Raw genomic sequence first — 18,634 nt, forward strand, 5'->3', positions numbered from 1 at the left:
CGCGGGCACGTCCGCTAGGCTGAAGGCACGAAAGGGAGTAGTCCCCAACGGTTGTATCGACATACTGACGCTCATGTAGCTTGTGGGAGTCCGGTACAGCAGGCCAGCTTCGGCTGGCGGACGAGACTTTCGACCAGATGTGCCACACGCATGTGCACTGTGACATTCCTGGTCGAAGACTCGTCATCCCAGGCTCTTCGTCCAGGCGACGAAGGGCTTTTTTGATGTATGCGTTCCTGCTGAGCACTGCCGTGATCTTCGTGGCGGAACTTGGCGACAAGAGTCAGCTGATGGCGATGACATTCGCCACCCGCTACAAGGTCAGACACGTCCTGATCGGCATCACGCTCGCCACCGCGATAGTCCACCTGGCATCAGTAGGTATCGGCGCTTGGATCGGCGACAGTTTCGCCGAGAGCCAACACACTATTTCGATTGTCGCGGGTGTCGCCTTCCTCCTGTTCGCGGCCTGGACCTGGCGTGGCGACGAGCTCAGCGAAGACGAGGCCAACAAGGCCGGACTGAGCCACGGCGCCGCGATTCTCGCTGTGGGCGTCGCCTTCTTCCTCGCCGAACTCGGCGACAAGACGATGCTGGCGACCATCACGCTGGCCACCCAGGAAGGCTGGCTCGGTACGTGGATCGGCAGCACCGTCGGCATGGTCGCCGCGGACGCCCTCGCGATCATCGCCGGCGCGATGCTGGGCAAGCACCTGCCTGAGAGTGTGATCAAGATCGGCGCGACTCTGGCCTTCCTGGTCTTCGGCATCCTGCTGATCCTCGAGGGCACCAAGGTCATCGGATAGGGTCGCGGAGTGCTGATCCTGCTTCCCCCGTCCGAAGGCAAGACCCGGCCGGCCGCCGGAACACCCCTCGATCTCGAAACGCTCTCGTTTCCTGCTCTCACCCCGGTGCGCGCCTTGTTGTTGCGCACGCTTGTGAAGCTGTCGAACGGCAATCCCAAGCGTGCCGCCGAGGTGCTGGGCCTGGGCCCGACGCAGGCCGACGCAATCGAGATCAATGCGGGGCTGACCGCCGAACCGACAGCTAGGGCCGACGCAATCTACACCGGAGTGCTGTTCTCGGCGCTCGACCTGCAGACCCTCGACATCGCGGCCCGCTCTCGCGCCGACAGTTCGATCGCGATCGCAAGCGCGCTGTTCGGTCTGGTCCGTCCGAGCGATCCGATTCCGGCCTACCGCCTGTCAGGCAATGTGACCCTGCCGCGCCTCGGCACGATCGCAGGACGGTGGCGCGCTCCCCTGCCCAAGGTCATGTCCGACGTCGTCGGCGACGGCCTGTTGATCGATCTGCGCTCCGGTACCTATACGGCACTCGGCAAGCCGCCCGTCGAACTGGCTGACCGTACGGCCACGATGCGGGTCCTGCACGAGCACAACGGGCAGCGCAAAGTCGTCAGCCACTTCAACAAGGCGACCAAGGGCCGGATCGTGCGCGACCTCATGGAATCAGGCGCAGACCCGCAGACCATCGCCGAACTGCACGATGTACTGGTCAGCCTGGGCTGGACGGTCGAACGTGACGGCGGACGCCTCGACGTCGTGGTGGCCGAAATCGCCCACGTCTGACGTTCGCCCGGAGGCTACGGGACGATATTGAAGTTGCGCAACGAAGCATTGCCGTCCGGCCACCAGGCGATTGTCGTGATGGACGCCGGCGCAAGCTCCATTTTGTAGATGATCCCGATCGGCGCCCCGAGCGCCTGCCGCATCATGAGTTTGATCGGGGTCACGTGGCTGACCGCGACAACTGTCTTTCCGCCGTACGTGCGCAGGATCTTGTCGCGGGCAGCAGCCACCCGTTGATCGACGAAGTCGAATGACTCGCCTCCTGGCGGTCCGACCGCGGTCGACGCCAGCCAATCGCGCATCTCGGCAGGCCAGCGTTCCTGGATCTCGGCGAAGGTGTAGCCGTCCCAGTCTCCGAACGACGTTTCGATCAGACCTGGCTCGACCGCGACAGGGATACCCAAGGCGTCTGCGACGGCCGCTGCGGTCTGACGGGTTCGCTGCAGGGGTGACGTCAGGATGACATCAGCGCCGCCGTGATCGCGGATCCACTCGCCGGCCGCCCGGGCCTGCTGCTCACCGGCCGCCGTCAGTTCCGGGTCCGAGCCGCTGGAGCCGCTGAAAGCCTTGCGCTCGGTCGCCGTCGTCACACCGTGCCTGAGTAGGATCAGGACCGTCGGCGGACCTTGCGTCCCACTCCAGCCCGTCGTGCCACCGTCGCGCTGTCGATCCAGGGCCCCATTCGCGAGGGCATCGGCGGCTTGATTGCGTTCGCGTGGCACCCACGTGAGGACCGCCCCGGCCGGCATGAGTTCTCGTGCTGCTGCGGCGAGCGGCACCATGTCGGGATGTTTGATCTTCCAGCGGCCCGCCATCTGTTCGATGACGAGTTTGGAGTCCATACGAATCTCGAGTTCGGCACGAGGTGTGTGTTCGCGGAACAGTTCGAGCCCGGCGATCAGTCCGCTGTACTCGGCGACGTTGTTGGTCGCCACACCGATCGTCTCGCCACGTTCGGCGATGACAATGCCGGTCGCGGCATCGCGGATCAGTGCGCCGTACGCTGCGGGGCCCGGATTACCGCGCGAACCACCGTCAGCCTCGAGAATGACCCGTGAGGTCACAGGCCTGATTCGGGGGTGCGCACGAGGATGCGCGAGCATTCGGGACAGCGCAGCACCTCATCGGCCGGCGCGGCGGCCAACTCCCGAAGATCAGCTCCGTTGAGCTCTAGCCGGCAGCCCTCGCAACGCCTGGCACGAAGCGCGGCAGCGCCGAGCCCGCCGTACTGGCCGCGGATCTTGTCGTACAGTGCCATCAGATCGGCCGGGATACCGGCAGCTGAGGATTCGCGCTCGTCCTGCGCCTCAGCAGTCTGCTCCTCGATCACCACGAGCGCGGCATCGCGCGCGGCGATGACCTGATCCAGATCGGTCTTGACCGCATGCAGATCGCCTTCGGCCGCCGACAGCTCGGTCTGCGCGGCCTCCAACGACTCCATGACTTCGAGTTCGGCGTCTTCGAGGGTCGAGATACGACGTTCGAGGGCGACCAGCTCGTGCTGGATGCTCTCCAGATCCTTCGGATTGGTAATCGCGCCGGAATTGAGCCGTTCTTCGTCCCGTGCGCGACGCGCCTTGACCATTTCGACCTCGGCGTCGGCCTTCTTCTGCTCACGAGTCAGATCGGCGACCTTGGTCTCGGCCTCGATGCGATGACCGTCAATCTCCTTGTACTTCGCCTCCAGATCGACGACCTGGGCATGCTCAGGGAGCGATTTCTTGCGGTGCTGGAGCTGGGCGAGGATCGAATCCTTCGACTGCAGCTCGAGGAGCACAGCCTGGACGATGGGGTCGGATTTCACAGTCCTACCGTACCCGCCACGCTCGCGGTCCACGGATCGGTCACGATCGTGGAGACCTCGACCTCCAGTTCCGGCAGTTGTTGTGCCAGTGCAGCAGCGGCGACTGGAAGCCACGTCCACTCCGCTGCCCAGTGCGGAACGTCGATCACGGCGCACGCTCCGGGCTGCTCCAGGTGCTCGCTGACCGGATGATGTTTCAGGTCTGACGTGACGTAGACATCGGCGCCCGCCCGTTGGGCCGTCGGCAGTAGGAAGTCGCCCGAACCACCACACAGAGCGACAGTCTCGATCAGACGATCAGCGTCACCGGCGACCCGCACAGCACTGTGATGCGCCGGCAGACGGCGTGCCACGTGTTCGGAGAACTCGGTCAGGCTCATCGCGCTGGGCAATCTGCCGACGCGGCCGCTGCCCCGGTCGGAGCCGGCGGGTGCGGTCTCGATGACGTCATGCGCGACTTCCTCATACGGATGAGCGGCCAGCATCGCGGCGCGAATCCGTTCGCGAAGATGGCGAGCAGCCACGAGTTCGATGCGGATCTCGTCGACATGCTCGACGACGCCGGCTGAACCGATTGCCGGGTCTGCTCCGGCGAGCGGACGAAACGAGCCGACCCCGGCTGACTGGAACTGCGCTGAGTCGTAGTCGCCGATCGCACCGGCGCCCGCGGCGTGCATCGCTGCCGCCACCTCGTCGGCCGCCGGGCTGGGGGCGAACACGATCCACTTGTCGACCGGATCTGCGGGATCGGTTTCGAGCGGGCGAACTTCTTCCAGCCCCAAAGCGAAAGCCATCGACTCGGAGACTCCGAGCGGAGGACAATCGGCATTGGTGTGGCAGGTGTGCAAAGCGATGCCGTTGCTGATCAACGTGTGCACGACTCGCCCTTTGGGCGACGCTGCCGCGACCGATGTGACCCCTTTGAGCCACAACGGATGGTGTGTCACGAGCAGGTCGGCACCAGTGACAATCGCCTCGTCGACCACGGCCTGCACCGGATCGACCGCGAACAGCACCTTGGACACAGCCGCGTCCAAGTCGCCGGCCACCGTGCCGACCGCGTCCCAGTCGTCGGCCCATCGGGGGTCGTACAGATGGTCGAGTACCGCGACGACGTCGCGCAGGGTGGGCATGATCGAACTCTAGTCAGGACGGCCGGGACTGTGGCGTCTGCTTGGCAGTCAGCGAGGCGTCACGGATCACGACATCGCCGAGAGCATCGTCGATCGCCGACATCACGTCATCGCCGAGGAGCACTCCTGACGCCCGCACGTTGTCGGTGACCTGCTCGGGCCGGGATGCGCCGATGATCGCGGCCGAGACATTGGGATTGCGTAGCACCCAGGCAACGGCCAGCTGGGCCATCGTCAGATCAGCCGCGGCCGCGATCGGTTCGAGGCGCGCGACGGCCTCGAGCACGTCATCGCGCAGCCAACGGCCGATGTTCTCGGCTCCGCCCTGGTCGTCGGTCGCGCGTGAGCCTTCGGGCAGGGGCTGTCCGGGCTTGTACTTGCCGGTCAGCACGCCCTGCGCGATGGGCGACCAGACGATCTGGCCGATGCCGAGTTCTTCGCACGTCGGCACGACCTCGTCCTCGATGACCCGCCACAGCATCGAGTACTGCGGCTGACTCGAGATCAGGCTGAAGCCGAGGTCGCGAGCCAACGCCTGGCCATCGCGGATCTGCTCGGCCGTCCACTCCGAGACGCCGATGTAGAGCACCTTGCCCGAACGCACGACGTCGGCGAAGGCCTGCATGGTCTCTTCGAGCGGCGTCTCGATGTCGAACCGATGAGCCTGGTACAGATCGACGTAGTCGGTCTGCAACCGGGTCAGCGAGCCGTTGATCGACTCCATGATGTGCTTGCGCGACAGGCCCGAGTCATTCGGGCCGCCCGGGCCGGTCGGCCAGTAGACCTTGGTGAAGATCTCCAGCGACTCACGCCGCTGCCCCGCCAACGCTCGACCCAGAACCGACTCGGCCTTGGTGTTGGCGTAGATATCGGCCGTGTCGAACGTCGTGATGCCCTCTTCGAGAGCCTGTCTGACACAGGCCGTCGCAGCGTCCTCCTCCACCTGTGAGCCGTGGGTGAGCCAATTTCCATACGCGATCTCGGAAATCTTGAGGCCGCTGCTGCCGAGGTATCTATGCTCCATACCGTCCAACGTACAACCGCACGTCAGCCGACCACAGCCAACGCCAAGGGCAGGACCGAACCCGCACCATTCCTGCGCAGCTCACGTGCGGCCACCGTCATGGTCCACCGGCTGTCGGCCCGGTCGTCAATCAGCAGCACGGGTTTGCCGGCCAGATTCTGCAATCCGTCGGCCAGCGCCGGCCCGACGGAGAACGTGCCCCACACATCGGCCAACCGGTAAGCACTGTTGCCACCGGGACCGCTGCTCGCCCGCTCCCCCACGAAGTCGAGGGAACCGAGATCGGTCAGCCGACCGATCCGGGCGATGCCGCGTGCCATCGAATCGACGAGCTGCGGGCGTGAGCGCGAGGGCAGACTCACCACGGCGGCCGGACGTTCGGTCCACTCCCAATCCTTGAGTACCCGCACGCAGGCGCCCAGCAGCTCGTCGGTGATCGGGGCGTCGGCGCTGCCTGCCGCAAAGAGATCACGCAGCACCCCGCCCCAGCCGAGATCAGTCAGCCGGGCGACAGCGCGTCCTGTCTCGGCGCGTTCATCGATGGCGATCTTGCCCTTGGCGTCGACTCCGAGGCGCTGCGCGCCCGACGGCCACTGGGCGCGCGGTTCGAGTTCGACGCCGACCTTGTCGAGCGTGCTGGAGGCCGCCTGAGTCGCGCGCGCGTCGAGATCTGTGGGATACCAGGGACCCGTGCAGCTGTCGCATCGCCCACATGCCGCTGCGGTGCTGTCGTCCAGATCGTGCTGGAGCATCTCCATCCGGCACGTCTTGGCATGCTGATAGGTCAGCATCGACTGCTGCTCGGCCGATCTGGCCGCCGAGATCCGTTCGTAGCGTTCACGGTCATAGACCCACGGCACTCCCGTCGAGACCCAGCCGCCCTGCACACGTCGGACCGCGCCATCGACATCGAGGACCTTCAGCAGCAACTCGAGCGGGGTACGGCGCAGGTTGACTCGCGCTTCGAGTGCCGGGGTCGAGAGTGGGGCCTCGCCGAGGGCTCCGATCACGGCGGCCGCCCGCTCCTCGCTCGGCATCGAGGACGTCGCGAAGTAGGTCCAGATGTCCTTGTCCTCACGTCCGGGCAAGAGCAGGACGTCGGCGTGGTCCGTGGCGCGTCCGGCACGGCCTACCTGCTGGTAGTAGGCCACCGGCGACGACGGCGCACCGAGATGGATGACGAATCCGAGATCCGGTTTGTCGAAGCCCATTCCGAGCGCGCTGGTCGCCACCAGTGCTTTGATCTCGTTGTCCTTGAGCTGCCGCTCGAGCTCTTCGCGCTCCTCCGGATCGGTGCGACCGGTGTACGCGCGCACGGCATGCCCACCCTCGCGGAGCAGCCGGGCGGTGTCTTCGGCTGCCGAGACCGTCAGGGCGTAGATGATTCCGCTGCCCGGCATATCGGCCAGGTGGCTCAACAACCAGCCGAGACGGTCGCGCGCTCCGGGAAGTTCGAGAACGCCCAGTCGCAGGGACTGTCTCGCCAGCGAGCCCCGGATGGTCAGCACCTGCTCGGCACCGCCCAGTTGCTCGGCGACATCGGTGACGACGCGCTCATTGGCCGTCGCGGTGGTCGCGAGCACGGGCAAGTCAGCTGGCAGTTGCGTGATCAGTTCGGCCAGACGCCGGTAATCCGGGCGGAAGTCATGGCCCCAGTCGGAGATGCAGTGCGCCTCATCGACGACGAGCATGCCCATCCGTTCGATCAGCGCAGGCAGCTGTTCGTCACGGAATCGCGGGTTGTTGAGTCGCTCAGGCGATACCAGCAAGATGTCGACTTCGTCCGCGGCCAGCTTGGCCCGGGTCTCTTCCCATTCATGTGCGTTGGCCGAGTTGATCGCCACGGCACGTACTCCCGCGCGTGCCGCCGCAGCGACCTGGTCGCGCATCAACGCCAGCAAGGGTGAGACGAGCAGCGTCGGTCCGGCGCCTCGCTGCCGCAACAGCAGTGTCGAGATGAAGTAGACCGCGGACTTCCCCCAACCCGTGCGCTGCACGACCAGCGCGCGACGGTGAGCGTCGACGAGCGCTTCGATGGCTTCGAGCTGGCCGTCGTGGAAGACCGCGTCGTCACGCCCCGTCAGTTGACGCAGCGCGGCGGTGGCATCGGTCTCGGTTGTCGTCATCGAGGGCATAGGTGCATCGTGTCAGGCGGCTCCGACAACGGCACCGCGGCGTCAGCGCAGCTTGATGAGTTCGCCTCCCTTGGACGAGTCCTTCCCGCCCGGCGGCCTGACACTCGCGAAACCATGGCCCAGGAGATCCCAGCCGACCTGTGATTTCGTCGCCAGATAAATCTTCGACGTGGCGATGTTGATCGCGTAGGTCGTGTCCGCGTTGTCACGGTGATCCACCAGTGTCGCCCAGCCACCCGTGAGGTCGACATAGCCGACGTCTGACCCGAACGGACCATACACATCCGAATCCGTAGTAGTGCCTACCGTGACTTCGGTACGTCCAGCCTTCTGATCGCACGTCAGGAGGATGCCGGCCCGATAGAACTGGCACCGGCCGGCACCGGCGTGGATCCGCTTCGACTCGCCTGTTCGGCCATCGCGGTACATCAGGTCGTTTTTGCCCTGGACGTAGCTGAATCCGCCCTCGTCGGCGTCCGGATCGACTGCCCCGTCGATCAGGACGGCCAGCGGCTTCGATCCGTCGAGCGGGGCGCTGAGTATGGTGTTGCGCCGATCAGTTCCTCTGTCCGACATGATGCTCATGACGACATCGCTGCCGACGATCTCCGGCTTTGCTTCGTAGTCGAGAGTCGAATCAGTGCCGGCAACCGGTTCCTGGTACGAGCCGAGCAACCGTACCTTCTTTGTGCTTCGTTCGTACGAATAGAGCTTCCATTGGCCACTGCCGACATGTGCGACAGCCGATTCCAGCCAGGTGACCCAGGTGTCGTCGACGTCAGCACCGGTGATCTGCATCGTCCGTCCACTGTCACGCACTGGGGTCAGACGGGTGAGCTTTTTCGACGCCGGGTCGAGCAGGACCGGTTGGGCGTAGTAGCCGACCTCCCCCATACTGCCTGGATCGGCCTTCGGGTCGGGCACCATGATCTGGCCGAAGACCGATCCCTCCGAATCCGCGGCCGACCAATAGGTCGGGCTTCCGTCGACCATGCCCGGAAGCTCGCCGACAACATCGAAATCCGTACCCTCCCGCAGCGCGGTGGCGGTGGCCGGATCCATCATCGCCTCGGCGGTCGGAGAAGCGGAGGTCTTCGACGGCGGCGCCTCCTGCGAGCCGGCTGCGCATCCGCCCAGCATGACGGCAACAAGAACGGACACGACTGCCGGTGACCTCATGTCTCGAATGATGGCACAGAGCTGCCGCCGGGGAGGTTCAGAGAGCGTTCTGGCGCAGCCAAGTCCTCAGGCGCCCACGAGCGTTCACATACGGCGACGAGGTGTTGAATTGGATCATCCGCCCGGCCGTGTACTTGCCGTACCACGGCGATCCGTACAGCTCGACATCGCTGAGCCCCTCGATCAACTCGACGATCCGAGCCTTCGCCGAGGCGAATCGGTCCAACAGCTCAGGCCAGGAAGCGTCCGCGTGATCGGCGTAGAACTGCTGTGCCAATTCGCCCAGTTCGTTCCAGGCATAACCCGGTGCGGGAAATTCCGGCTCGACGCCTTCAGCCCGCAAGGCGTGCCACGAAAGGACGAGTTCGTTCCATCCGATCAGATAGGCCACCAGATCTGCCGGACTCATCTCGGTACCGGCTTTGTGCCCGGGCATCGAGGCATCACGCGCGCGTTCTGGAGGCACCCGCCCCAAATCGGCGACGAGCTTGTCATAGGAGTCTGTGACGGCGTGCAGCAGTTCGTCCTTGTTCTGCGGAACCGCCACGACTACATCCCGTCCTCTCGTCGCGCGTCACGGTATCCGAGGACGGCGGTGCCATCTATCGCGGCCGACGCGATCGTCCTTGTCGTCAGCCCTGCGGACCGGAACGCATCTTCGGTCAGTGCCGCCTGGCGTGGACTCGTCTCGATCAACAGATGTCCGCTCGGTGCGAGCCAGCTCGCCGCCTCGGCAGCGATGCGGCGGTGGAAGTCGACCCCGTCGGCTCCGCCGTCCAATGCCGAATTCGGCTCGTGTTCGCGCGCTTCGGGCGGCATGAGTGCAATCGCGTCGGACGGCACATACGGGGCGTTCACGACGAGCAGGTCGATCGTCCCGGCCAAGTCAGGCGGCAGTGCCGACAGGAGATCGCCCTCGAAAACACGACCGTCGAGTGGCTCGATATTGCGACGCGCGCACCGCACGGCCGACGGATCGAGGTCGCTGGCGTAAAGCGCGATGCCCTCGACCCGAGAGTGCAGGGCGAATCCGACGGCACCCGTTCCGCAGCAGAGGTCGACCACGACCGAGCCGGGCCCGATCAGCCGCGCACCTTCCTCGACCAGGATGCCCGTCCGCGTACGCGGCACGAAGACATCGGGATCGACCTGGATCCGGTGCCCGCAGAAATCAGCCCACCCGACGATGACTTCGATGGGTTCTCCGGCCGTCCTGCGAACCACCAGCTGTTCGAGCTCAGCCGGTGCACGCGCCGCTTCGATCAACAGTGCCGCCTCATCCTCGGCGTACACGCTGCCGCTGGCCCGCAACCGCGCAACGACTTGACCGGCGTCCATGGGCACCACTCTCCCAGCACCACGTCCGAAGTCGACGGGCAGCGTGGTGCACCGACGGGACTCGGTCAAGAAGCAGCGACGATACCGTCGAGCGCCCCGAACCCCGGATCTGCGAAGAGGTCTTCGAGGATGCCCTGGACGACCTCCAGTACGTCGGCGTGCGGTGCGACGCTGGCAGCAAAGCCCGACAGGTAGAGCAGGTTCTTGAAGAACAGGACGAGGTCCTTGGGCATCCTGAATCCATTGCTGGCGAGCACCTGCAGCAGACGGCCCAAGGTGATGCCCAGTTGGTCGAATGTCACCGCACCGTGAGCACGTTCGCCGAGCAGGTCGAGCTCGATCTGCAACTGTGCTGTCAGAGTGTCGACGTCGGCCTCCGCGTCGATCGCACCGAATGCCCTCATCGACTCGATCTGACCTGCCGCGTCGTTGACCGCCCATGAAGCTAGGAACTGCACCAGACCCGCGCGTTGACGGGCGTCGAGCCGGCCAGTGATGCCGAAGTCGACCAACGAGAAGCTGCCCGTCAGCTGGTCGATGAGCACATTTCCGGCGTGCAGGTCGCCGTGGAACACGCCGTGCTTGAGAGTCGCTTCGACGACACCCTGGATGCCGAGCCGCAGCAACCTCTCGCCATCGCGCTCGAGGGTGGGGTCGAGACGCGCGTACGAGACGCCAGGCAGGTACTCCATGACCAGGACGCGTTCGGTGACCATGCCCGGAATCGGCCGCGGCGCGATCATCTGGTCGGCACCGAGGTCTTCCAGGACAGCCGTCGAGTCGACGAGATTCGCCGCCTCCAGACGGAAGTCGAGCTCTTCGAGCGCGAGCTGGGCGAACAGCTCGACGAATCCGCTCAGATTGGCTGCACGGGCAGTCCCGTGAAATTTCTCGGCCATGGCCGCTGCCAACGCCAGGGTCTCGATGTCGGCCCGGAACCTGCGGTACAGGCCGGGGCGGCGGACTTTGACCACGACGTCGGTCCCGTCGGTGAGTCGACCGCGATGCACCTGGCCGATCGAGCCGGCCGCTAGCGGTTCGTCGTCTATCCATGCGATCCGTTGCCGCAGCTCCCCCAGCTCACGCTCGATGACCTGCAGCGCGACCCCCTCTTCCAAGGGCGGCGCCTCGTCACGGCACCACGCGAATGCCTTGACCCACTCATCCGGCAGCAAGCCCTCGGCGGTGGCGATGAACTGGCCCAGCTTGACGTAGGCCGGCCCGCCCGCGCGGACGAGGCGTTGGGGGCTCGCAAGGGTCGCCGCAGTCGCATTCGGCGGTTCGACTCGCAGGCCGACCGACGCCGACGCCGCGGCCAGCAGTTGAAATGGCGCGCCGGGCGCCGCGAGGGTGATCAACCGCCAACCGGTCGACACGAATGAGCCGATCGTGTCGGGCCACAACCGAGGCGCGGCCAATCGCTGCGCATCCCGCGCGACGACGACACGGCGTGCAGCGGCGTCGTCGTGCCAGCGGAGGGCCTGTTCGGACAGGCCCTCGATCTGGGCGAGACGGCTCGATCGTCTGATCAGCACATCGATGCGCGGCAACGGCAGGACGGTCGGGGTGACGACTGATGAGGTCATACCGGAAGAATGTCACATACTCTAGGTATGTGGCCAGTCCACGACATACAACCGTTGGATACCGGGCACGCCTTTCAGCTCTGCTTCCCGCATCTCGAGTAGGCCGGCATCGTGCGGCAGCGACTCGCGCAGGGCGCTGCTGATCATGATTTCGCCACCGGCAGCCTGGGCGGCGACCCGCGCCGCATAGGCGACATTGCGCCCGAACAGATCTCCATCACGTTGGATGGCCGAACCCTTGTGCACCCCGATCCTCACCGAAACACCGGACAACGACGATCCGGGCCGCACCTTGGCGAGCTGACGCTGGATATCGCACGCCGCGCCGAGCGCCTCGGTCGGTTCGGCGAAGGCAACCATGAACCCATCCCCTTGGGTCTTGATCACGTGTCCCGCGTGCGCATCGATCGCCTTGCGCAACACCCGATCGTGCTTGGCCAGCAGCCGGACCCACCGACGATCACCCAGGTCGTGGTTACGACTCGTCGAGTCCTCGATGTCGGAGAACAAGATCGTCACGGTGCCGTCGTCCGATCCCAGCCGAGCCAGGTCGGGACGTTCGACATCGGCCCAGAGAGCAAGGTCGTCGATCGAACTGCGGATCGCGCCGCCGATGCCACGATCCCTGACCTTGATCGCTGTGCCGACCACGGTCCGCACAGCATCCGACGGTCTCGGCACCAATCTGGGACGTTCGAGCCGCTCGGTGAGTTGACCCACCTGCTTCCGGGTCTTCACGAGCATCACGCTCACCGCCGCCAGGGCGATGCTCAGTGCACCCGCCAGCACGGCGAGGACGATCTCGAGCACGGTCACGCGCCCACGGTATCGGCCCGTTCGAGGCGTTCAGCGGCTTTTCGACGGATCAGGTGCCGACGGGTTTGATCACCGGGACCTTCCTGCACCCCGACTATCGCGAGCGCCCCTGCCCTTGAAGTCCCTGCTTGAGTAGCGCCAAATGCTCGCGGCTCGAACGCGCCGCCCGCTGCTCGTCCCGATCCGCGATCGCCTCGACAAGTTCGGCATGCGCCCCGTGGTCGGTCTGATCGTCCAGAGGACGATTGATCCGCAACATCTCGATCATCGCCTCTCGCAACCTCGGCACGAAGCTGTCGAACAGTTCCAGCAAGATCAGATTGTGCGCCGCGGCAACCACGGCACGATGGAAACGCATGTCGGCATCGACGTAGTCGGCCAGCTCTCGATGCCCCTCCCGCTGGGCCAGCGCTCGGCGGATCGCACGTAGATCCTGCGGGGTCCGCCGCTCGGCCGCCAGCGCGGCGGCCTCCGTTTCGATCGCGACACGCGCCTCGATGACCGACACGATGTCGGTGCGACGCAAGACGACATCCCAGTCCTCCGCGACGTCGAGAGCCGTGACGAACACGCCTGCGCCCTGCCGGGTGGCCAGCACTCCCCTGCCTGCGAGCTGTCGGATCGCCTCACGGACCGTCGACCGCCCCACCCCCAACTGGGGACCCAATGTCGTCTCGCCCGGAAGCTTGGCGCCCAACGGCCACTCTCCGGAGCGGATGCGTTCCAGGAGGAGATCGGCGGCCTGATCGGCCAAAGGAGCGCGCCTGACTTGTGTCACTAGATACCTACTTCGCTACTTGTCTGAGGAGTTGTGTACAGTCTACCCCGTGATCCTCCTTCTTAGTTGCCGCTGCAGGGACTAGCCAGACCGGCCTCCCTGGCTGCGGAGTGTGTTCTGGCGCCGGTCATCTTCCTTCAGACGACCGAGAGGATCACTCCCGTGACCTTGGCACCACCGCCCACCAAGAACCGAGCAGCGCTCTGGGCGCTGACCGCAACCCATGCCGCCAACGACTTCTACACCGGGGCGGTCGCGGCACTACTGCCCTACTTCGTGCTCCATGCCCACTACAGCTATGCCGCGATCGCCGGTATCACCTTGGCTGCGACCGCATTATCGAGCATTGCCCAACCCTGCTTCGGCTTCCTCACCGACAGATACGGCATGCGCTGGATGAGTCTGGCCGGCCTCCTCGTGGCCGGAGCAGGGGTGTCGCTGAGCGGCATGCTCTCCGACTCCTATATCGCTGTGTGGCTCGTCATCGCGATCTCCGGCGTCGGCGTGGCCGCGTACCACCCGGCAGCCACGGTCGAGGCCCGAGAAGCCGGCAGCGGCACGAGCAAGGCGATGAGCCTGTTCTCCGTGGGCGGCAACGTCGGTGTCGCCCTCGCCCCTCCGGCAGTATTCATCGTCGTCGGCTGGTTCGGCCTGGCCGGCACCGGCCTGCTGATGATTCCCGCGATCGCGCTCGGAGCGGTCTACGCCGCAGTGTCTTGGCGCGACCTGTTCAGCGCTGCCCACACTTCCGCTGCCACCCGCACGTCCTCGAGGAGCGAGTTGCCCGACGATTGGCGGGCATTCGCCTGGCTCACCGCGGTATTGGCCACTTGGTCGATCGCGTACGTCGGGACGTCGACGTTCATCTCGCTGTACTCGATCGAACGATTCGACTCGACCCCCGGCCAGGCGGCCGTCGCCTTGTCGCTGTTCCCCGCCGCCGGTGCGATCGGGACGCTGTCGGGTGGCTGGCTGGCCGATCATCTGGGACGCCTGCGTGTCGTCCGAGCGGGCTATCTGGCGGCGGCAATCTCGACCCTGGCCATTGTGCTGGCGCCGTCCGCACTGCTCGTAACGATCGCCACGGCCGTTCTCGGTGTCTCGCTGTTCATCCCGTTCGCCGCGCAGATCACGTTGTCGCATTCGTATCTGCCGAACCGGATCGGCGTGGCCAGCGGCGTCACTCTGGGTCTGACCCTCTCCCTGGGCGGGCTGGTCAGCCCCCTGATGGGCCAGATCGCGGACCGGACCAATGTGCAGTCCGTGTTCGCCATCATCGTGGCTCTACTCGTGATCGGATTCGCCATGTCGTTCACGCTCAAAGAGCGGCGTGCCTAGGAACACTCGCACGGTCGACGCGGCGATGACCTCAGTGGCCATCGCCGCGTTCGGCGACCCACGTAGACCGCAGGCCTGATATCCGTCAGCTCGGCGGAAGCATCCGATCATCCAGAACCGGCGAGACGCCGACAACTTCCACTCCAGCCAGTTGCCCCGACGCGGTGAAATCCAGGACGATCATGGATTCGAGGCGATCGTCCTCAACGACAATTTGCGTGGGGTACGTCTCGCCCTCGAACCCCGGGAACTGGACATACGCGGCATCGGCTTCTTGATCGTGTGACACCACAACTGTCCGATCGCATGTGGTCATACGTGAACGCTACCTGCGGTGAAGAACTATCTGCGACGCCGCCAGTACCCCGAAGCGCTTCCCCGGCACGGCGTACTTGTGCCTGAGTAGTCTGCATCTGTGATTGAACTGGACGTCGACAGGCATGGGGCACGGCTACGCGTGGGCCGTTGGAACGTCCGAACGTGGCGTTCGTTCGTGATGAGACTTCCCAACGGCTATCGCACGCCGCTTCTGGCGTGCGCTGTTGAATACCAGGACGAGGACGGCGCCACGGTCCAATTGGGTGCCTTTTTCGACGAAGATGTGGCGAAGGCTTGCAAAGCCCAACTCGAAGCCGAAGGGGGATACCCCGAACTGCACCTCAGCTACTTGGTCATCCACTCACGACTCAAAGACTGGCAGTGGAACCGATAGCTGTCTCCGCTTCCCCCGAGCCGGAATCAGGATTAGCCGTCGGCGTCACAACAATGGTTGATAGATCAACGCAGGTCTGGCCGTTTCCAGCGTTTCGAGCATGGCCATCGCGAGGACGAAGTGCTCGGTGCGGGTATGCGCGTCGAGATGCTCCTGCGACTCCCACTCCTCGGCCAACAAGAACTCATGAGAATCCTCACGCAGCTGGAGAATTTCGTATCTGATGCAACCAGCCTCTTGGCGTGTCTTGGAGATCAACTCACGGTAGACGTCAAGGGCGTCTTGCAGGTCCTCAGACTCGATACGACATTCCACAAGAACCCGGATCGACTGATCACCCATACGCCCATGCTCCCAGACGCGGAGATGCCCCGCCGCCCGTGTCACGCGGTCGAAGAGACACTCAACCCCGCGGCAGGCCAACTGCTGCGGGGGGCAAGTGACGCCGTGGGACCATCGAACATGGCACCTACGGATGACGCAGTCGTATCGGAACTCGCCGACCTCGCGATGAGTGAGGGCTCCGATACGAAAATCAAGCTGACGGACATCAGCGAGCACCATTCCGGGCTGATTGACATTCAGTTCATCGTGCGGTCGAGCGGGGAGCGGTTCGGTCTGCACGTCCCGCTACCGTCTAGCCCTTGGCAGCAACCGTGGTCGTCCGACGAGACGGTTACGGCCAGGCAGTGGGCGCAAGCGTTCCACCAATGGCTCGTTGAGCAGGTTGAGGCGCGATACTTTCCCGACGCAGTCCGAGTGCCCTATCTGAGCATCAGCGAAAGCGCCCTGAGGGTCCGAAACCGTCACGGGCTACAACAGCGCTGAGAGACGCTTCTTTCGAAGATTCTCCTTCACGATCCATCCGACGTCCGGATCAGCGATGTCGAGTGCCTTGAACGCGGCTAGTCCAGGCGAAGGGTCAGCAGCGACCGCCACACTCCAGCAATAGCCCAGCGCCTGTCGCAGCGTCCGGACGTCAGCGCTCGTCCGGCTGTCCGTCGGAAGGGTGGCGAGTTTCAGCGTGCACCTGCGGCAGAGGTCGACTGCGACAGCTGCGGCGCCTCCGGCCTTCAGCAGCCTCGGCTCACAGATTGCTGCAATCGCTGCGCGCTGGACCAGGAACTCGGGATCGTCCGCCCATTTCCGCAAGAGTTCGATCAGCGCACCAGGCGCCGCATCGCCCAGGAGCTGCAGACCGATGACGACCCCCTCTCGCACGCGCCAGCGATCGTCAACAGCCAGCGAGCGAGCCCGTTCTTCGAATCCGGCCCGGTCAGCGCGGCGTCCAAGAGCAGCCGCCGCACACATCGACTGGTACTCGCCGCCATCTCGTATAAGGACGTCGATGTCAGACTCGTCGGCGAGTCGGGCCACGGCGGCGACCAGTGAGAGGTTCGCACGAGGGCCGGGCAGCCCGGAGTTTGCTTCCACGTAGGCCGGCCACGCCGAGCGATCCATGTCCTGCAAGCTGGTCTCCCAGGCGTCAGTCACTGCCATGAGGCCATGCTATTGCTCCAACCGGGGCATCGCCTGGACCTATCATGATGGCGTGAAGGCTGAGCAGTCCCCGGTCCGTTTCTTTCGCGTCGCTCTACCGGTCGTGGCCGGGTTCAATCTGGTCTCGGCGCTGATCGGGATGGTGGGGCTCACCGTCGGTGGCGGGCTCGGCCTACCGCCGGAGTGGCTCGACGGGACAGGATTCGCGTCCTACTTCTGGCCCGGCGTGTTCCTCGGCGTCGTCGTCGGCGGCGGCCAGGCTCTCGCGCTCATCGCCCAGCGCGGACGCTTTGCTGCGGCATGGGGCATGCACGCCGCGGCCGGCCTGGTCATGATGATCTGGATCTTTGCAGAGATCGCGATCATCCTCGCCTGGTCACCCCTGCACGCCATCTACTTTGCTACCGGGCTGATCCAGACGGTTCTTGCCGTGCTGGCGCTCGGCGCCTGGCCCACGCCGTTCGGGCGGCGATCGCCGGCGACGGCTCCGCGCAACCTCGACTAGAGACTGCCTAAAGCCGGGCCGTTCAACATCTGTTCAACCCCGACGTGCGGACCTGATGGTGGGCGAAGAGGGACTCGAACCCCCGACCTTCCGGGTGTAAACCGGATGCTCTAACCAACTGAGCTATTCGCCCGCAGAACCAGCGGAACAGTACCGCAATCAACCACACAAGCACCAACTGGCACAGCCGCCACACACAAGCGGCGGCTGCCAAGGTCTCGGGTCCCTGGCAGCCGCAGCATGCCTATCAAACCGTATCCGCAGGCTCACCCGCAGCGGTTTTGAAAAGAATTATCGAATCGACGGAAACCAACTCATGCGAGTGTCGAAAGCGCCGTCAGATATGCCGCGAGATCACGTGATTCACCGAGATCGTTGATGACCTGCCACCGCAAGATCCCGTCACGATCGATCACGAAACTGCCGCGATTCGGCGCGCCGATTTCTTCGTTGAACGTGCCGTAGGCCCGCGAGACCGCACCGTGCGGCCAGAAGTCGCTCAGCACCGCGAAGCCGAACTCATCCCGATCGGAAAAGACCCGATTCGAAAAAAATGAGTCACACGACACCGCGATGATCTCGGCGTCGCGGGATGTGAACTCGTCGACGTTATCGCGCAACTCGGCAAGCTCGCCGGTGCAGACGCCGCTGAAAGCGAAGGGGAAGAAAACCAGGACCACAGACTTGTCGCCTCGGTAAGAGGACAACGAGATGTCCTCCCCGTGCTGGCTCTTGAGCGTGAACTCCGGGGCCAGCTCCCCGAGCTTGAGAGTCATGTCCCAGGCGTATCGATGAAAGATCTAGCGCTTCTGCGCAGTAAGCCTCGTAGCCGCCCAATCAGGGGTTGCAGACGACGTCGTCGTCACCGACAACCCTGCGATTTCCGCCGCCTCGACGACATCGGCTCCCGGAACGTAGTTGTCACGCCCCACCTTGGGAGTCAGCAACCAGACCGATCCGCCTTCGACCAGATCTGTCAGTGAATCGACCAGCGCATCAGTCAGATCACCGTCTCCGTCACGCCACCACAAGATGACGCCGTCGACGTCTTCGCCAAAGTCTCCGTCGACCAGGTTGTTACCTGTCTGGCGCTCGATGTCGAGACGTAGTTCTTCTTCGACATCCTCGTCCCAGCCCAGCTCCTGGATGACGGTGTCAGCACCAAAGCCCAGCTTGCCCGCGTCCACCGGTGTGATC

At 64.8% G+C, this 18,634-nt stretch carries 21 protein-coding genes and 1 tRNA gene; 5 read left to right on the plus strand and 17 right to left on the minus strand.

Annotated elements, in window-relative coordinates:
• Positions 1-224: 224 nt before the first annotated feature.
• Together ACXJKC_RS15145 and ACXJKC_RS15150 are read left to right on the plus strand one after the other, a co-directional pair.
• Positions 225-806 (plus strand): TMEM165/GDT1 family protein, encoded by a 582-nt coding sequence (locus ACXJKC_RS15145; RefSeq protein ID WP_456697569.1) that lies wholly within the window; start codon positions 225-227, stop codon positions 804-806.
• A 9-nt stretch (positions 807-815) separates the two neighbouring features.
• A complete protein-coding gene (locus ACXJKC_RS15150) occupies positions 816-1,589 on the plus strand; it encodes a YaaA family protein (RefSeq protein WP_456697570.1) in 774 nt (257 codons plus the stop codon).
• Positions 1,590-1,603: 14 nt separating this feature from the next.
• Here the strand turns inward: ACXJKC_RS15150 and ACXJKC_RS15155 are convergent, their stop codons facing one another.
• The 11 genes from ACXJKC_RS15155 to ACXJKC_RS15205 form a co-directional block, all read right to left on the minus strand.
• Entirely contained in the window at positions 1,604-2,653 is a 1,050-nt protein-coding gene (locus ACXJKC_RS15155; protein WP_456697571.1) for a histidine phosphatase family protein, read from the minus strand.
• Positions 2,650-3,393 (minus strand): zinc ribbon domain-containing protein, encoded by a 744-nt coding sequence (locus ACXJKC_RS15160; protein ID WP_456697572.1) that lies wholly within the window; start codon positions 3,391-3,393, stop codon positions 2,650-2,652. Before ACXJKC_RS15160 ends, ACXJKC_RS15155 begins: the two co-directional genes overlap by 4 nt.
• On the minus strand, positions 3,390-4,526 hold the full coding sequence (locus tag ACXJKC_RS15165; RefSeq protein ID WP_456697573.1) for a Nif3-like dinuclear metal center hexameric protein: 1,137 nt from the start codon (positions 4,524-4,526) through the stop codon (positions 3,390-3,392). The genes ACXJKC_RS15160 and ACXJKC_RS15165 overlap by 4 nt, the downstream gene beginning before the upstream one ends.
• A gap of 13 nt (positions 4,527-4,539) precedes the next feature.
• A complete protein-coding gene (locus ACXJKC_RS15170) occupies positions 4,540-5,550 on the minus strand; it encodes an aldo/keto reductase family protein (RefSeq protein WP_456697574.1) in 1,011 nt (336 codons plus the stop codon).
• Positions 5,551-5,573: 23 nt separating this feature from the next.
• Positions 5,574-7,685: a RecQ family ATP-dependent DNA helicase gene (locus ACXJKC_RS15175; RefSeq protein WP_456697575.1), complete on the minus strand. Its 2,112-nt coding sequence runs from the start codon at positions 7,683-7,685 to the stop codon at positions 5,574-5,576.
• Positions 7,686-7,727: 42 nt separating this feature from the next.
• On the minus strand, positions 7,728-8,864 hold the full coding sequence (locus ACXJKC_RS15180) for a hypothetical protein (protein WP_456697576.1): 1,137 nt from the start codon (positions 8,862-8,864) through the stop codon (positions 7,728-7,730).
• Between the two features lie 37 nt (positions 8,865-8,901).
• Entirely contained in the window at positions 8,902-9,411 is a 510-nt protein-coding gene (locus ACXJKC_RS15185) for a ClbS/DfsB family four-helix bundle protein (protein WP_456697577.1), read from the minus strand.
• Between the two features lie 2 nt (positions 9,412-9,413).
• On the minus strand, positions 9,414-10,202 hold the full coding sequence (locus ACXJKC_RS15190) for a putative protein N(5)-glutamine methyltransferase (protein ID WP_456697578.1): 789 nt from the start codon (positions 10,200-10,202) through the stop codon (positions 9,414-9,416).
• A gap of 65 nt (positions 10,203-10,267) precedes the next feature.
• Positions 10,268-11,788 carry an ABC1 kinase family protein gene (locus tag ACXJKC_RS15195; RefSeq protein ID WP_456697579.1) on the minus strand — a complete coding sequence of 507 codons (1,521 nt, stop codon included), beginning with the start codon at positions 11,786-11,788 and terminating at the stop codon, positions 10,268-10,270.
• A 21-nt stretch (positions 11,789-11,809) separates the two neighbouring features.
• Entirely contained in the window at positions 11,810-12,604 is a 795-nt protein-coding gene (locus tag ACXJKC_RS15200) for an adenylate/guanylate cyclase domain-containing protein (RefSeq protein ID WP_456697580.1), read from the minus strand.
• A gap of 94 nt (positions 12,605-12,698) precedes the next feature.
• Positions 12,699-13,382 (minus strand): FadR/GntR family transcriptional regulator, encoded by a 684-nt coding sequence (locus tag ACXJKC_RS15205; protein ID WP_456697581.1) that lies wholly within the window; start codon positions 13,380-13,382, stop codon positions 12,699-12,701.
• A 162-nt stretch (positions 13,383-13,544) separates the two neighbouring features.
• Between ACXJKC_RS15205 and ACXJKC_RS15210 the strand changes: the two genes are divergently transcribed.
• Positions 13,545-14,720 (plus strand): MFS transporter, encoded by a 1,176-nt coding sequence (locus ACXJKC_RS15210; protein WP_456697582.1) that lies wholly within the window; start codon positions 13,545-13,547, stop codon positions 14,718-14,720.
• Between the two features lie 85 nt (positions 14,721-14,805).
• Here the strand turns inward: ACXJKC_RS15210 and ACXJKC_RS15215 are convergent, their stop codons facing one another.
• On the minus strand, positions 14,806-15,036 hold the full coding sequence (locus ACXJKC_RS15215) for a DUF2283 domain-containing protein (protein ID WP_456697583.1): 231 nt from the start codon (positions 15,034-15,036) through the stop codon (positions 14,806-14,808).
• Between the two features lie 99 nt (positions 15,037-15,135).
• On the opposite strand from ACXJKC_RS15215, the gene ACXJKC_RS15220 reads away from it, so the two are divergent.
• Positions 15,136-15,432, plus strand: a complete 297-nt coding sequence (locus tag ACXJKC_RS15220; protein WP_456697584.1) for a hypothetical protein — start codon at positions 15,136-15,138, stop codon at positions 15,430-15,432.
• Positions 15,433-15,477: 45 nt separating this feature from the next.
• On the opposite strand, the gene ACXJKC_RS15225 is transcribed toward ACXJKC_RS15220, so the two are convergent.
• Together ACXJKC_RS15225 and ACXJKC_RS15230 are read right to left on the minus strand one after the other, a co-directional pair.
• Complete coding sequence (locus tag ACXJKC_RS15225) at positions 15,478-15,774, minus strand: putative quinol monooxygenase (protein ID WP_456697585.1); 297 nt, start codon at positions 15,772-15,774, stop codon at positions 15,478-15,480.
• A 471-nt stretch (positions 15,775-16,245) separates the two neighbouring features.
• On the minus strand, positions 16,246-16,932 hold the full coding sequence (locus tag ACXJKC_RS15230) for a HEAT repeat domain-containing protein (protein WP_456697586.1): 687 nt from the start codon (positions 16,930-16,932) through the stop codon (positions 16,246-16,248).
• A gap of 52 nt (positions 16,933-16,984) precedes the next feature.
• Between ACXJKC_RS15230 and ACXJKC_RS15235 the strand changes: the two genes are divergently transcribed.
• Entirely contained in the window at positions 16,985-17,437 is a 453-nt protein-coding gene (locus tag ACXJKC_RS15235) for a hypothetical protein (protein WP_456697587.1), read from the plus strand.
• A 56-nt stretch (positions 17,438-17,493) separates the two neighbouring features.
• Here ACXJKC_RS15235 and ACXJKC_RS15240 read toward each other — a convergent pair.
• From ACXJKC_RS15240 to ACXJKC_RS15250, 3 genes are all read right to left on the minus strand, one after another.
• Positions 17,494-17,570, minus strand: a tRNA-Val gene (locus ACXJKC_RS15240).
• 181 nt (positions 17,571-17,751) lie between these two features.
• Positions 17,752-18,213: a peroxiredoxin gene (locus ACXJKC_RS15245; RefSeq protein WP_456697588.1), complete on the minus strand. Its 462-nt coding sequence runs from the start codon at positions 18,211-18,213 to the stop codon at positions 17,752-17,754.
• Positions 18,214-18,237: 24 nt separating this feature from the next.
• Entirely contained in the window at positions 18,238-18,624 is a 387-nt protein-coding gene (locus ACXJKC_RS15250; RefSeq protein ID WP_456697589.1) for a DUF3052 domain-containing protein, read from the minus strand.
• Positions 18,625-18,634: the final 10 nt, after the last annotated feature.

Source organism: Aeromicrobium sp. P5_D10, from assembly GCF_054049535.1.